This is a genomic window from Pseudomonas sp. NS1(2017) (assembly GCF_002269425.1).
Lineage (GTDB): Bacteria > Pseudomonadota > Gammaproteobacteria > Pseudomonadales > Pseudomonadaceae > Aquipseudomonas > Aquipseudomonas reactans.
Window position 1 is genome coordinate 5,991,278 of sequence record NZ_CP022960.1, and the last position, 14,893, is coordinate 6,006,170.

Below are 14,893 nucleotides of genomic sequence, written 5' to 3' on the forward strand. Positions count from 1 at the left end.
CATTGGTACAGGCATACACCGTACCGTTCTGAAACCCATACGGAAACAGTCCTGTGACATTGGAACAAAACTACACCGCGATCCTCGGCCAACTCGGCGAGGACGTTTCCCGCGAGGGCCTGCTCGACACGCCAAAGCGTGCCGCCAAGGCGATGCAGTACCTCTGCCGCGGCTATGAGCAGACTCTGGAAGAAGTCACCAACGGTGCCTTGTTCAGCTCCGACAACAGCGAAATGGTGCTGGTCAAGGACATCGAGTTGTACTCGCTGTGCGAACACCACCTGCTGCCGTTCATCGGCAAAGCCCACGTCGCTTATATTCCAAGCGGCAAAGTGCTAGGCCTGTCCAAGGTTGCGCGGATTGTCGACATGTACGCGCGCCGCCTGCAGATCCAGGAAAACCTCAGCCGCCAGATCGCTGATGCCGTGTTGCAAGTGACCGGCGCCTTGGGCGTGGCCGTAGTGATCGAAGCCAAGCACATGTGCATGATGATGCGCGGTGTGGAGAAACAGAATTCGTCGATGATCACTTCGGTGATGCTGGGTGAGTTCCGCGAAAACGCGGCCACCCGCAGCGAATTCCTCAGCCTGATCAAGTAACCGGCTGCGGACGAAAAAACCGGCGTTCATCGCCGGTTTTTTTTCGCCTGCAAAATTGAGGTAAGCTGCGGCCCCTTCTTCATGGGCAAGAGGTTTCAGCCATGTTCGTCAAAGCACTTCGAGTGGGCCTCGGCCACGTCATCATCGCGGGCGACTTTCTTACCCGCCCACGCAAAAAGCAGCGTTCTGCCGAGCAACAGGCGCAGGTGAATGCAGCGGCCAAGGAACTGACGCTGTATCAGTTTCACGCCTGCCCATTCTGTGTGAAGACCCGCCGCACCCTGCACCGCCTGAACGTACCGGTGGCGTTGAAAGATGCGAAGAACAACGAACAGGACCGTCAGACCCTGCTGGAGCAAGGCGGCAAGATCAAGGTGCCGTGCCTGCGTATCGAAGAGAATGGCCAGACCACCTGGATGTATGACTCCAAGGTGATCATTGATTACCTCGATAAGCGTTTCGCAGCAGTCTGACAGTCCCCCCCCCACCTGTAGGAGCCCGGCTTGCCGGCGATGGCGTCCGAAAAGATCGCCGCCTGGCGTTGGGGCCTCATCGCCGGCAAGCCGGGCTCCTACAGGTCGTTGATATCCAGATCCAGCAGCGCTGACCCTAGGCACTTACCATGGGCATCCAGCGCCAGCGAACGGGTGACGCCACCGCGCAGGATGCCCGGCAACACGAAGTTCAGCGCCTGCACATTCTGCAACTCATAGCGCCGTACAGGCGCTGCGCCCGGCTCACGCAAACCCGCGAAAAACTCGGCAACACGTTCGGCCGTCAACTGTTCGCACAGCAGTGGGTAATCCTCGGCACGATAGGCAATGATCGAAATGTTCGACGTATCGCCCTTATCCCCAGTGCGGGAATGGGCCAGCATCTGCAACTTCATGCTTCAATCCTCGGGTTGACCACATCACGCGGCAGTAACAACGACGCTACCGCCACCACCTGACGCACGCTTTTGCTCGCACCGCCGCCACCCGACGGCCCGTTGGTGTAGAGGGTTTCCACCTCATTGCCAACCCGCACTGCCTCACCGCGATCTTCACAGCGTGCGGCCACGCGCAGGCGCACTTCCCAGGGTTCGACACGGCTGCGCGGACCGTGGAGCGAGTCCATGCCAATCAGCTCGGCACGCACCTCCTGCATCCTTACGCCCATCAACTCGAGCCGCTTGAGGACGACATCCCGCGCCAGCTGCGCCCGTGCGACAGCACCGGGACCGCCGTAGGACATCTGCCCCTCTCCAATCCAACCGTCCAGATAGCCGACGCTGACCTTTAGCTGTTCGGGGCGCGCACGACCGTCTGCACCTTGGGCGCGAACGCGATCAACGCCCTCCGCCACAAACCCCACTTGGGAAAAATCCGCCGTTACGTCAGGCGTGAGATAAGCCGCCGGGTCGTGCACTTCATAGATAAGCTGTTCGGTGCAGGTCGCACGGCTGACCCGCCCGCCGGACCCGACTACCTTGGTAATCACCGCCTCACCGTCCGCAGTGATCTCGGCCAAGGGGAAACCCAGACGCGCCAGGTCCTCTACATCCTTGAAGCCAGGATCGGCAAAATAGCCACCGCTGACTTGCCCGGCGCATTCAAGCAAATGCCCTACCAAGGTGCCGCGCCCCAGGCGCTGCCAATCGTCCGCCGCCCAGCCGAATTCAAACATCTGCGGCGCCAGGAACAGTGAGGGATCGGCCACGCGCCCGGTGATCACCACGTCCGCATCAGCGTGCAGCGCCTGCAAAATGCCGTCGACGCCCAAGTAGGCATTCGCAGAAATCAGCCGCTCCCCCAAGGAACCCACCGTCTGGCAGTTATCCAGCAAACACTCGGGCTGCAACACGCTCAGCACATCATCGCCGACGACGGCGACCACCTTGAGATCAAGGCCCAGTTCCTTAGAAATTCGCCGCACAACACCAGCCGCCGCCACCGGATTGGCCGCACCCATATTGGTAATCACCCGCAAGCGACGATGCCCGGCTTTCACGCCAACGAAAGGCAACACGCGGCGCATACGCTCACTCAACAGCGGGTCGTAACCGCCTTCTGGATCGCTGATTCGCGCCTGTTGCGCCAAAGCAATCGTGCGTTCGGCCAGGCATTCGAACACCAGATAATCCAAATCGCCCTGCTCGGCCAGTTCCACGGCAGGTTCGATACGGTCGCCGGAATAGCCGGCGCCGGAACCGATGCGCAAGGTTTTCATCTCAAATAACTCCCAGGAGCAACGCGGTCAGGGTCATCAACACCGACGCGGCAAACAGAAACGGAATGGTGAAGCGCTGGTGATCAGCCAGCTCGATCTTGCACAGGCCCACCAAAAGGAAGGTCGCGGGGGTCAGCGGACTGACCGGGAAGCCAGTGGTGTGCACACCCAGCAACGAGGCCTGGGCTACTTGCAGCGGGTCGACGCCCAGGGCTTTGCCGACTTCGGCGATCACCGGCATCACGCCGAAATAGTAGGAATCCGGGTCAAACAACATGCTCAGCGGCATGGAAATGAAGCCCACCACCGCCGGGATCAACTTGCCGTGGCCGGCCGGAATCTGCGCTACCGCCACTTCGGCAATCGCCTTGAGCATGCTGGTGCCCTGCATGATCCCGGTGAACACCCCGGCGGCGAGCAGAATGCTGGCCATGGTCAGGGCGGTCTTGGCGTGGGCGTCGATGCGGGCGCGCTGGGCATCAACGTTCGGGTAGTTGATGCACAGCGCCACCACGGTGCCGAGCATGAACATCACCACCGGATCGACCCAGCCGGCAATCATCACCACCATCACCAGCAAGGTCAGGATCAGGTTGACCCAGAACAGGCGCGGGCGACGCAGCTTGATGTCATCGTCACTCAGTACCCGTTGAGGCACCGCATCCACAGTAGAGCCGGCGCCGAGACCCAGGCGTTTTTCTTCGCGACGGCCGAGCCACCAGGCGCAGGCGAAAACGAAGATCAGGCCGACGATTTGCACCGGGATCAGTGGTTGGAACAAGTCCGCCACCGGCACATGCAGCGCGGCCGACGAGCGCAGCACCGGGCCGGTCCACGGCAAGAAGTTGACCCCGGCCGCCATCGCGCAAACACAGGCGAGGATACGTTTGTCGATGCCCAGCCGCGTATACAGCGGCAGCATTGCCGGCACCGTCACCAGAAAGGTCACCGCACCAGAGCCATCCAAATGCACCAGCAGCGCCAAGGTCGCGGTGCCTACGACAATGCGTGTAGGACGCGTGCCTACCGTGCGCAGGATGCGATCAATGATAGGGTCGAGCATGCCGGCATCGGTCATGATCCCGAAAAACAGGATCGCGAACACAAACATGCCCACCACAGGGGCGACGTTCTTGATACCGGTGATGATGAAGGCGCTGGTTTGCAGGCCGAACCCGCCGAGCAACGCGGCGATGATCGGCAAGGCGATCAGGGCCACCAGTGGCGAGAGGCGTTTGCTCATGACGGCAGCGAGCAGGCACAGGATGGTGATGACACCCAGGGTAGCGAGCATGGGTTACTCCAGAGCGGCCTTGGTGGCCGGTTATTGTTTTACCCGGAGTATTGGAAGCGGGTTAGTCTTTGTAAATTGGAATATTCACCCGCTAGTGTTCGGAAAAACAAAATGAAGAACAGCATCCAACACATTCAGTCGTTTCTTGCAGTGGCTCGCACCGGCAGCTTCACCAAGGCTGCCAATGAGCTGCATCTGTCACCTTCGGCGCTGACGGTGCAGGTGCAGCAACTGGAAGACTGGCTTGGCGTCGCCCTGCTCGACCGCAGCCCGCGCCACGTCAGCCTCACCGCCGCCGGCCAGGACGCGCGCGGCCCCATGGAAAAACTGCTGCTGGACCTGGACAACATCGTCACCGGCTCCCGCGACCTCGCCGCCCTGCGCCGGGGCGTGGTCACCATCGCCGCCCTGCCCTCGGTGTGCGCCGGCAGTTTGCCGCCGGTTCTACGCTTGTTTCGCGAGCGCTTTGCCGGAATCGAGGTGCGCCTGCATGACCTGGTAGCCCATCGCATCCACGCCCAGGTGCGTTCCAGCGAGGTGGATTTCGGTATCGGCGTGCGCGCACGGCTCAGTCATGGCCTGGAATTTGTGCCGGTGTTGAACGATCGCTTGTGTGCGTTCGTGCCGGTGGAACATCCGCTCACCCGCCACCGCCAACTGACCCTGGAGCAATTGGCCGACCAGCCGATCATCCTCACCGGCCGCGACAGCAGCGTGCGCGAGCAAGTGGAGGCGTTGTTCGATGAGACGCGCCTGACAATGAACGCCGGGATGGAGGCCAACTACATGTCCACGGTGTTGGCCCTGGTGCGCCAGGGGCTGGGGATCAGTGTGCTGCCGGAATCGGCGGCAGACAGCCTGGAAGGATTGAAGCGCATCCACATCGATCATCCCGGCGTGAACCGGGAGATCGGGTTGATCACACGTAGCGGGATGAGCCTGAGCCCGGCGGCGCAGCGGTGTTTCGACCTGCTGAATACAGAGTTGCGATCCCTGTAGGAGCCCGGCTTGCCGGCGATGGCGCCCCTGAAAACGCTATCGCCGGCAAGCCGGGTTCCTACAGATCAGGGTGCTCAGTCCAACATGGCGACATGCTTGGGATGGCTGGCCACTCGCGCCAACCAGGCTTGAACACCCGGATAAGCTTCCAACTCAAAACCACCCTCATTCGCCACATGGGTGTAGGCATACAAGGCCACATCCGCGATGGAGAACTGATCGCCCACCAGGTACGGCGTGAGCTGCAATTGGCGCTCCATGACCTTGAGCGCTTTGTAACCGCCCTTGTGCAGCTTCTTGTATTCCTCCAGGCGATCCTCGGGCAGCCCCAGGTAAAACTGGATAAACCGCGCCACCGCAATGTACGGCTCGTGGCTGTACTGCTCAAAGAACTGCCATTGCAGCACTTGGGTGCGCAGGCGCGGCTCGGACGGCAGGAATTCACTGCCATCGGCCAGGAAGTTGAGAATCGCGTTGGACTCCCACAGGCAGGTGCCGTCTTCCAGTTCCAGCACGGGGATCTTGCCGTTGGGGTTCTTCGCCAGGAATTCGGCGGTCTGGGTGTCCCCCTTGAGGATGTCCACATCGATCCATTGATACGGGATGCCCAGCAGGCTGAGCATCAATTTGATCTTGTAGCAGTTGCCCGACTTGTAATCGCCATAAACCTTGTACATGGGGCTCCCCTTATGCCGCTTGCGCGTGCTGTGCTTGACGGACCACCGCGGCCAGGCGCTTGAGACCTTCGTCCAGGCGGGCCGGGTCGATATGGCTGAAATTGAGGCGCAACGAACCGTGATGCTGGTCCGGCTCGGAAAAGAACGGTTCACCGGGCATGAACGCGACATTCTGTTCCAGCGCTTGCGCCAACAAGGTGCGGGTGTCGAGTGGCTGTTTCAAGGTCAGCCAGAAGAATAATCCACCTTGGGGCACTTGCCAGTCGGCCAGATCGGCGAAGTGACACTCTAGCGCAGCCTGGAATGCATCGCGGCGCTGGCGGTAAAAACTGCGCAGCTCCACCAGGTGCTGCTGGTATTTTTCGCTGCCGATCCACTGCATCGCCTGCCATTGGCCGACACGGTTGGTGTGCAGGTCCGCCGATTGCTTGAGCTTGAGCAGGTGCGGGAACAGGTCCGGGCTGGCGATCAAGTAGCCCACGCGCAGGCCGGGCAACAGGGTCTTGGACACGGTGCCGGTGTAGATCCAACTGGCTTTTTTCAGGCGCCCGACAATGGGTTTCGCGCTGCCGCCGTCGAAGGTCAGTTCGCGGTAGGGCTCGTCTTCGATTAGGGTGACGCCGAATTCATCAAGCAACGCGGCGACGGCTTCGCGCTTGGCTTCGCTGTACCGCACGGCGGAAGGATTCTGGAAGGTCGGGATCAGGTAGATGAACGCCGGGCGATGGCGTTCGAGGTTGGCGCGCAACGCGGCCAGGTTCGGGCCATCGGCTTCCAGTTGCACGGTAAGGCAATCGGCGCCGAACAGTTGGAAGATCTGCAACGCGGCCAGGTAGGTCGGGCCTTCCAGCAGGATCTGCGTGCCTTTGTCGATGTACAGCTTGGCCGCTAGGTCCAGGGTTTGCTGGGAACCGCTGACCACCAGTACCTGGCTGGCCTGGCACGGCACGCCGAGTGCGCGCGCTTCGGCGGCAAGCAATTCGCGCAACTGTGGCTCGCCTTCGCTTATGCCGTATTGGCCGATGTTGAGGGGCATGTCATCCCAGTTCAGCGCAGGCAGCATGGCTTCGGCCGGCAGGCCACCGGCGAACGACATCACTTCCGGGCGCTGGGCTGCCGCGAGGATTTCACGGATCAAGGAGCTTTTGAGGCGCGTAACACGTTCAGAGAAGGCCATAAGGTCACCGGTAGCGAAGCCTGTGGGAAATACGTCAAACTGGTTGACCGAAATTACGACGACTCACACGGATACGTCAATATGCTTGACCTTAAAAACCCCACCGCCCAGCAAGAAGCGATGGAAGCGTTCTTCTTCGGCTACCAGGCGTTTACCGCCAAGGCGGATGAAATGCTTGAGCGCCGCGGCCTGAGCCGGGTGCATCAGCGCATCGTGTTTTTTATCGCGCGCTACCCGACCTTGAGCGTGAAGGAACTGCTGGAATTGCTCGGCGTGAGCAAGCAGGCGCTGAACATTCCGCTGCGGCAATTGCAGGAAATGCACCTGGTGAACAGCGTTGCGTCCGAGACCGACAAGCGCAAACGCCTGCTGGAATTGACCGAGGAAGGCCTGCGCTTCGAACAGTCACTGCGCCGCGAACAGGTGAAACTGCTGCAACGTGCGTTCAGCGAGGCCGGCGAAGAAGCGGTAGCCGGATGGCTGGCTGTCAATCAGGCATTGAGCGCGAACTAGCGCTTCACACCGCTATTCGAAAACATTATTTGCTTTATTTGTATACAAAAGCATAATTCGCCTCGTGCGAGTTCCTGACCTATTGGTCAACAAAACCCGCCAGTACCTCAAAGCGCTGTTGCCCACATCCGTGACCGGCGCTGGAAATAACAATAAAACTCTTGAGGAGTACTCGCTGTGGATAGCCGCAAATCCGAAGCCCCTACGCTGGACATCGCCCCGCCTAATAACAATTGGCTAGAACGCCTGTTCAAGCTCAGCTTGCATGGCACCACAGTGAAGACCGAGCTGATCGCCGGCCTCACCACGTTCATCACCATGGCCTACATCATCTTCGTCAACCCCAACATCATGGCCGACGCCGGCATTGACCACGGCGCGGCGTTCGTCGCCACCTGTATCGCCGCCGCGCTGGGTTGCCTGTTGATGGGCCTGTACGCCAACTGGCCGGTAGGCCTGGCGCCGGGCATGGGGTTGAACGCGTTCTTCACCTACACAGTGGTCGGCACCATGGGTTACACCTGGGAAACCGCGTTGGGTGCGGTGTTTATCTCCGGCGTGCTGTTCATGGGCCTGACGCTCTCGCGGGTGCGTGAATGGTTGCTCAACAGCATTCCCGTGAGCCTGCGTCATGCCATGGGCGCGGGAGTGGGCCTGTTCCTTGGGGTGATCGGCCTGAAAACCGCCGGCATCATCGTCGACAGCCCGGCCACGCTGATCAAACTCGGTTCGCTGCATGAGCCCGCGCCACTGCTGGCGGCCGTATGCTTTCTGCTGATCGCCATCCTCAGCTACCACCGTGTGTTCGGCGCGATCCTGATCAGCATCATCGCCGTCACCCTCGCTGGGTGGGGCCTCGACTTGGTGCACTACAACGGCATGGTTTCCACACCACCAAGCCTCGCGCCAACCTGGATGGCCATGGACGTCAAGGGTGTATTCAATGTCAGCATGATTAGCGTTGTTTTTGCCTTTCTTTTTGTACACATGTTCGATACTGCAGGTACACTGATGGGCGTCGCGCAACGGGCCGGGCTGGTCAATGCCGAGGGCAAGATCGATAACCTCTCCCGTGCATTGAAGGCCGACAGTGCCTCCAGTGTGTTTGGTGCCATGGTCGGTGTGCCGCCGGTCACCAGCTATGTGGAAAGTGCTGCTGGCGTGGCCGCTGGCGGTCGCACCGGGCTTACCGCCGTGACCGTGGGCGTGCTGTTTGTGGCGGCGATGTTTTTTGCACCGCTGGCCGGCATGATCCCGGCCTACGCCACCGCTGGCGCGTTGATCTACGTGGCGATGCTGATGATGGCAAGCATGGCGCACATCAATTGGGATGAAGCCACGGACAGCATTCCGGCGATTGTCACGGCGATCATGATGCCGCTGACGTTCTCGGTTGCGGACGGTATCGCCCTGGGCTTCATCACGTATGTGGCACTCAAGGCCGGCACCGGTAAGTACCGCGAAATCTCGGTGAGCCTGTGGGTGCTGTGCGCGATCTTCATCGCCAAATTCATATTTCTATAAAAAGGAGTAACGGATGAACCTGGAAACCTGGCTACTGTTCAGCGGCGCGGCATTGGTGGTGATCCTGATCCCGGGGCCCCTGTCATTGCTGATGATCAGCAACAGTCTCAACTTCGGCCTGCGCCGTTCGTATCCAGCGTTTCTCGGTGGGGTGTTTGCCTCGATCTGCCTGTTGAGCGCCTCGGCCCTGGGCTTGGGCGCTCTGCTACTGGCTTCCGAGCAACTGTTCAGCGCCTTGAAGATTGTCGGCGCGCTCTACCTGTTTTACCTCGCCTGGCAGAGCTGGCAGCAATCGCGTCAACCGTCCCAGGGCGCAGTAGTGCCCCAGGCCATTGCGACGCCGCGTTTTCGCGCCTTGTTTGGCCGCGCCTTTGTACTGGGCGCCAGTAACCCCAAGGACATTCTGTTCTTTGCTGCCTTCCTGCCGCAGTTTCTCAGCAATGAGCTACCGTTCCTGCCGCAGTTGCTGGTCATGATCGTCACCTGGACCCTGCTCGACTTGGTTTGCAAGCTGGCCTACGGCCTTAGCGCCCACGCCGCTGCACGGTATTTGCGCAGCGGCAACGGTCAGAGCTGGTTCAACCGCGTCAGTGCCGGATTGTTCGGATGTGCCGGCATGGTGTCGCTAATCAGGGCGAGGACCTGATTTGATGAAATAAACGGTTGGAGATTTGTTATACATGCCCGACCATTGAATGCCCGCCATAATCCGAACCAATCGCCCATCGCGCAACGCACTGGTTACCTGCGCCGCTAAAGCGTCGCTGGTTTGAGTAGGTTGGAATGCGCTAAACCATCGGCCTGTGAATGTCTTGTGCATATGGATGGACCCCATCTCAACCCACTGGTTGTACACATAGTAGACCTGGGTTGGAGAGTTCGGATGCGTAGCAATCAAATGCTGGACGGGCCTACGGTAACGTTTTCCTTTGAGCTCTCTGACGGTGAAGCCCTGCCCCTCCAGCACTGTCCTGATGGCCGCACTCTGTGTGACTGCTCTCTGTGCCGCGACCGATTTGCCACCACTCATGAGCCGTGAATCCAAGGGCGCAGGTGGCGTAAAGTCAACGCGCTCGAAACCCGCCGCCTCGCCCTCGTAACCAATAAACCTTGTTTTTTCATTCCCTGAACTCGCGCGTAGCATTTTCAGCAAATCATCCGTCTGACCAGCTCTGGCGGGCGCCGGGGGCAACCAACTATCTAACGTCGTACGGATATTGAGCATGTGGCTGGCCGTAACAGGGCGTTTTGGGCCTGATAACTCAATCATCCTTTGAATTGTAAAATCTCGGCTTTTGCTCGTCATGGTAGGGAATGCCGTGCGTACGTATTCCGGCAACGGCCTGTCGAACAGGGGGTCGTGGACCTGCCAGTAACCCATTGAGTCACGTGACACCGGCAAAGGCTGCTCAATCAACCTCGTGCGGGTCCAATGATCAATAGTAAAAAAGGCCGTTGAAACCAGCGGCTCTTCATTGCGGATAAACACAATGCCACTCAACGGAGCCCGCTCGCCTGGCGGGAGCAGCCTGTAATAACCGCTGTAGAGGTCAAGCGTGCCGGGAGCAGGCGGTGCCATCCGGAGGACATAAAGCTCAAACCCTCGGGCATCGCGCTCAAGATAAAATACCCCAGGAGCTTGATAAGTCATCACCGTATTTTGAAGTGGGGTACGCCAGTCTAACCAATGGTCAGACGTCGCCATTGACTGACGAATGGCGTCTTCCGTAACACTGCGAACGGCCGCTGGCTGCCAATCCGGCGGCGGCGGCACGGGCGACCTCCATGGGTTGAGAACGCCCGAACTCGGCCCCGCCACTGGCTGCGGGGCATCCGCACTGAGTAGCCATTGTTTGGGTTCATGGATGTTCAGAATCAGTTCATCCTGCCCCGCAGCCTGCGTATTCTTGAACCGCAATGACTGTTCGCTGCCGCGCCGGTAGAGCGGATAGTGATGAGTATCATCGGCCATAAACAGCTCGCCATTTTTCACATATATCCCGCTTTCACACGGCCCTCTCAATGCCACTGCGCCTTCGGGCACCCCCTCGACTTTGAACCGCTGCAACGCCGTCAGCTGGGTCGCAGGGAGCGCAGACCCGGTGTGCGCCTTCATCCGTGAGCGGTGAATGCGCCCCAACACAGCTGTCAATGCGGGCCGCCCGACACGAACTGCACCGCGCCACACTTTTTTAGGGCCGGGTACAACGCTCATTAATATGTCGATCACCAGAAAAGTAGTTCTGAAAGCCACTTCGGCGGCATCGTTAGGATCGCCATAGTGGTGGTAGCGTCGCGAAACGAGCAACAACTCATAGAAGTCATTAAACAATGCGTAGAACGGAAAGATTAAACCCACCAATACCCTTGCGCGGGCGTCGCTTTGCTCCCCCAGGCGACTGGTTCGATAATGCTCCAATGCCTTGCCGGAATGGCTCATCGCTTGAGTCCGGCCTTGCAGGCCGAACACGCTGGCGCGAAACAACAATGCCTGGGTATCGCTGTGGGGGATGGGGGTAACAGCCAGCCAGGCCTGCGGATCACTGGCAATCTGTTCGCGGACGACGGCTTCAATTTCATCAAATTGAACCGCTGGCTCAAGGTGCTTGATGGAGAATGAGCGAATAATCTTGAGCCCCGCCACAATTGCATGTGTCACACGACTTCCGGGCGACATCATGTACAGATAGTTTCCTGCTTCGGCCAACAGACCAACTTCCTGTACAGGCAGCGGGAGCGCCTCAAACGCCCAGCCGGGGGCGACCTGCTGCGCCAGTGCCTTGAGGTTTTCCGGCAATGCGCCAAGACGGTTCAACGCCTCACTGGCCTGTTGCAGGCTGTTGTATTCGGTGAGGGCCAAGGTGCCCGGCGCTTCGGGCCAGTAGACCACGCACAGCCCGGAGCGCTTGTCCTGGACAACCACTATCCCGGCGATATAGCGGTCATGCTTCATCGTGTGCCCCACCAGATAAACCACATGCAGTTGCAACTGGTGCTGGTTTTTCAACAAATCCTGTGGCGTGCGTGCAGCCATCGCGGTGTTGAATATGCTCTGTGCATCCGGCGTCAGCCCTTGTTGGATCGCACAGAAAAGATGGTATTTGGAACCGGCCCTCAGCGTACGATTCAATAATCGGGGTATACGCCCTGCGGCGTCTGCACGTGGGTAAAAGACCTCGTTGATCAATGCGTCGTATTGGCCACCGATATCCAAGGAGGAGACCATCGAGATCAGATAATCAGCATTGAGCCTTTTTTTCCAATCGGGCTGCAGGTAGCGAGCACGGTTGAGTCTCCAGCGCGTCCAAGGCGCCAAGGGGTCGAGGTTATTCAGCGTCAATTGCAGCAGACTGAAGATCGTACGTGTAGCGCTAGGCGTATGTTTTATACTCCGATCTCCCACGGGGCAGCTGCTGCTATACCACCCACAGAAGGAGCCGGACACATCATCGGGCATCTCAATAAAAGGTAGATCGATATCCAAGTCCGCAGGAAAGCCGTCCTGCTCCAAACGAGTGGTGAGGCGGCGGCGGGCGAACGTTTCCAAATCCGGCAAGTCGTGTTCAAGGCGAGTGTTAAATGCAAAGGCGCTGATGAGATATACCCGTTGCCAGTGCTTGAAGTGTTTACGCTGGACACGCGTCGCCTGGATCCACCATGGAGGAAACTGCTTTGCTTGGGCGTGTGCGGTGCGCAGCAACTCAACATTGGCCTGAGCCTGGCTGAAGGCGTTATTGGCGGGAACCTTCAATTGATCTTCCAGCTCAAGCATCAACAACGTGCGGCTGACCTCGGCATCCGTCACCTCACTGAAAATCCGCGTGATGTCTTCGCGGCTTTTATGCAGGCGGTCGCAGGAGCCAAGCAGTTTTTTCAGCATCATCAGCGCAGGTTTGCCGTTCATTTCAATGTAGCGCATACCCAGCGTTTCTCGGGCCGCATGGCGACGCAGGTCGGCGCGCTTATCGCGGTCTACACAGCCCCATAGTACGGAGTCGTCAAGGCTGCTCAAGCTCGCCTTCAGGCTGCGCGTCAGCGCATCGAGCCCGGCAAAAGCCAGTACTCCGCCCTCCTTGCCGAACGCATAGAGCACCACCGCATGCTGGCGCGTAGGAGCCCGTACCGCCGCCGCCGTGGTCACCACCCACACGTTCAGCAGCGTATAAAACGCGTCTGGCTCGCTGCCCACGGCAATCGACAGCACTCGGGTTTCGCTGCCCGGGCGTTTGGTAGCCAGAGGCTGGTTCAGCACCTCGTTCATCAACTCCCGATGCGCCGTATGGATCAGCCTGAGCCGATATTGCAGCTCAACCTCATGACGCAGGGCCTCGGTTTGCGCATGCATGAACAACGACGCGCGCCTGGGAGTACCAGCCCCCCCGGGACGCTCAACCCAAAAAGCCAACTCTAACAGCCGCTGGCCGGCGTCTTGCAACAGTGCATTCAAGGCCTGGGTATGTTCTTTGATTTGACGCGCGAGCAACAGGACTACGTTATAGGCCACCGTATCCGCACTGGGGTCATCTGGGGTCAGCAGCGCGACCAGGCCTTTCTCGTAGCGCTTGGCCTGACGCTCTGCGGTACCCAACGCCAGGTCGAACACCGCACTGCCAAAAATGATTTCTTCACGCCGTCTCTGCCGGTCCCATATGAGCAATTGATCACCCACGTCGCCAAGCCTGTGAGCGCCGATCAGCTGCCTCCTGGCCCCCTCCACCTGCGCCAAAAAAGATTCGACGTCAGGCGGTTGCGGCTGCGGCCGCACTGTGGAGAACACGAACGCCTCGTTGATCTTCACGGCGCAGGCCAGCTCGTTGCTCCATTGCCCGGTCAACAGCGCCTGGGCTCCGACCGCCAGCGCATCGTCCAACACCTCCAAGCCGCGAACAATCCCCGCCATCGGCGGCAATTGCGCCGGACGGCACAGCGTATTACGACGGCTCAGCGGCAAGCATTGCCAAAGGTCGTGGAACCGTGAGTTCCCCAACTCCAGCGCGCCGCACTGAAGCGCGGCAAAGGATGGGTACTCATAAAAGTTGCGCGCCACACCTGGCAGGTACATGACATGAGGGCTATCGCTCGGGTCACCCTCACGGAACAGGTGCAATGCCCCGGGGATCACTACCGCAGGCGTCCCCGGCCACATCAGTTGACCCACTCGCACACTGGCCCATTGCCCACCGGCACGCTGGCGCGCGCTTGCCGTGGGGGCATCGATGAGGGCTTTGACCATGGTCATGGCGGCAGTTGACAGCTCGTCCAACTGTCGGGCCAGAAAAGCCCGGTCTGCGAACAGCTCTTTGTGCTGCTCCACCCAGAGCTCCCGGCGCGTGCGCCAGGAACCTTGCGCCAGGGTGTCCCAATACGCAGTCGCCGCGTAGGCCAACCGCTCAGGGAGCCTCATCGCAATCACACGGTGTATTGCATCCAAGGGGGTATAGGGCAACTTGCTGTTCGGTTCGTCTTTAATGCTGAGCGCAGTGAATTGATTGAGGTTAATCACCACCGTGGGCATTACCAGTAACTGCAGCGCCCGATCAGTCAGGCTGTCGACCCGGTTGGGTGGGGACGGCGGCTTGGGTTCGGTAAACAATAGGGTATCCGGGTCCAACGCGAATGCTTCGCGCAGTGCAGTGCGAATGACGGTCAAGACTTTGGGCGAACGTCCGATCAAGTGGGCAAGCACCTTCGCCGTCTCGGCAATCCGCGCATCGGCACGCACGATTTGATTGATCAACCGACTGGGGTAGGCATGCGCGTTAATCCGTCGGGTCAGTTGGTCACGCATAGCCTGTGACGCGGCTTCGGCAGCGACCAACGGGTCATCGGGATCGGACAAGGGGTCCGCTGGTTCTGGAGTGCTCAGTGAGTCGGACGGCGAGGTCATGATGTTTTCTAC

Annotated in this window: 12 protein-coding genes; 6 read left to right on the forward strand and 6 right to left on the reverse strand. The window is 59.6% G+C overall.

What is annotated here, in order from left to right; genetic code table 11:
• Window positions 1-53: 53 nt before the first annotated feature.
• Together folE and CI807_RS27845 are read left to right on the forward strand one after the other, a co-directional pair.
• Complete coding sequence (gene folE, locus CI807_RS27840) at window positions 54-599, forward strand: GTP cyclohydrolase I FolE (RefSeq protein WP_003175229.1); 546 nt, start codon at window positions 54-56, stop codon at window positions 597-599.
• A gap of 101 nt (window positions 600-700) precedes the next feature.
• Complete coding sequence (locus CI807_RS27845) at window positions 701-1,072, forward strand: glutathione S-transferase N-terminal domain-containing protein (protein ID WP_095017066.1); 372 nt, start codon at window positions 701-703, stop codon at window positions 1,070-1,072.
• Between the two features lie 98 nt (window positions 1,073-1,170).
• Here the strand turns inward: CI807_RS27845 and CI807_RS27850 are convergent, their stop codons facing one another.
• The 3 genes from CI807_RS27850 to CI807_RS27860 are packed head-to-tail and all read right to left on the reverse strand — an operon-like array spanning window position 1,171 to window position 4,104.
• Entirely contained in the window at window positions 1,171-1,488 is a 318-nt protein-coding gene (locus tag CI807_RS27850) for a hypothetical protein (protein ID WP_095017067.1), read from the reverse strand.
• Window positions 1,485-2,810: an acyclic terpene utilization AtuA family protein gene (locus CI807_RS27855; protein WP_095017068.1), complete on the reverse strand. Its 1,326-nt coding sequence runs from the start codon at window positions 2,808-2,810 to the stop codon at window positions 1,485-1,487. The genes CI807_RS27850 and CI807_RS27855 overlap by 4 nt, the downstream gene beginning before the upstream one ends.
• Window position 2,811: 1 nt before the next feature.
• Window positions 2,812-4,104 (reverse strand): CitMHS family transporter, encoded by a 1,293-nt coding sequence (locus CI807_RS27860; RefSeq protein ID WP_095017069.1) that lies wholly within the window; start codon window positions 4,102-4,104, stop codon window positions 2,812-2,814.
• Window positions 4,105-4,215: 111 nt separating this feature from the next.
• Here CI807_RS27860 and CI807_RS27865 point away from each other — a divergent pair, with 111 nt between their 5' ends.
• Window positions 4,216-5,103: a LysR family transcriptional regulator gene (locus CI807_RS27865; protein ID WP_095017070.1), complete on the forward strand. Its 888-nt coding sequence runs from the start codon at window positions 4,216-4,218 to the stop codon at window positions 5,101-5,103.
• Window positions 5,104-5,177: 74 nt separating this feature from the next.
• On the opposite strand, the gene CI807_RS27870 is transcribed toward CI807_RS27865, so the two are convergent.
• Entirely contained in the window at window positions 5,178-5,780 is a 603-nt protein-coding gene (locus tag CI807_RS27870; protein ID WP_095017071.1) for a glutathione S-transferase family protein, read from the reverse strand.
• A 10-nt stretch (window positions 5,781-5,790) separates the two neighbouring features.
• Window positions 5,791-6,957, reverse strand: coding sequence for a PLP-dependent aminotransferase family protein (locus CI807_RS27875; RefSeq protein WP_095017072.1), 1,167 nt, complete (start codon window positions 6,955-6,957; stop codon window positions 5,791-5,793).
• 81 nt (window positions 6,958-7,038) lie between these two features.
• Here CI807_RS27875 and CI807_RS27880 point away from each other — a divergent pair, with 81 nt between their 5' ends.
• From CI807_RS27880 to CI807_RS27890, 3 genes are all read left to right on the forward strand, one after another.
• Window positions 7,039-7,470, forward strand: coding sequence for a MarR family winged helix-turn-helix transcriptional regulator (locus CI807_RS27880; RefSeq protein WP_095017073.1), 432 nt, complete (start codon window positions 7,039-7,041; stop codon window positions 7,468-7,470).
• 177 nt (window positions 7,471-7,647) lie between these two features.
• Window positions 7,648-8,994: an NCS2 family permease gene (locus CI807_RS27885; RefSeq protein WP_095017074.1), complete on the forward strand. Its 1,347-nt coding sequence runs from the start codon at window positions 7,648-7,650 to the stop codon at window positions 8,992-8,994.
• 13 nt (window positions 8,995-9,007) lie between these two features.
• Entirely contained in the window at window positions 9,008-9,640 is a 633-nt protein-coding gene (locus CI807_RS27890) for a LysE family translocator (protein WP_095017075.1), read from the forward strand.
• On the opposite strand, the gene CI807_RS27895 is transcribed toward CI807_RS27890, so the two are convergent.
• Window positions 9,620-14,881 carry a dermonecrotic toxin domain-containing protein gene (locus CI807_RS27895; RefSeq protein ID WP_095017076.1) on the reverse strand — a complete coding sequence of 1,754 codons (5,262 nt, stop codon included), beginning with the start codon at window positions 14,879-14,881 and terminating at the stop codon, window positions 9,620-9,622. The genes CI807_RS27890 and CI807_RS27895 overlap by 21 nt on opposite strands.
• Between the last annotated feature and the right edge of the window lie 12 nt (window positions 14,882-14,893).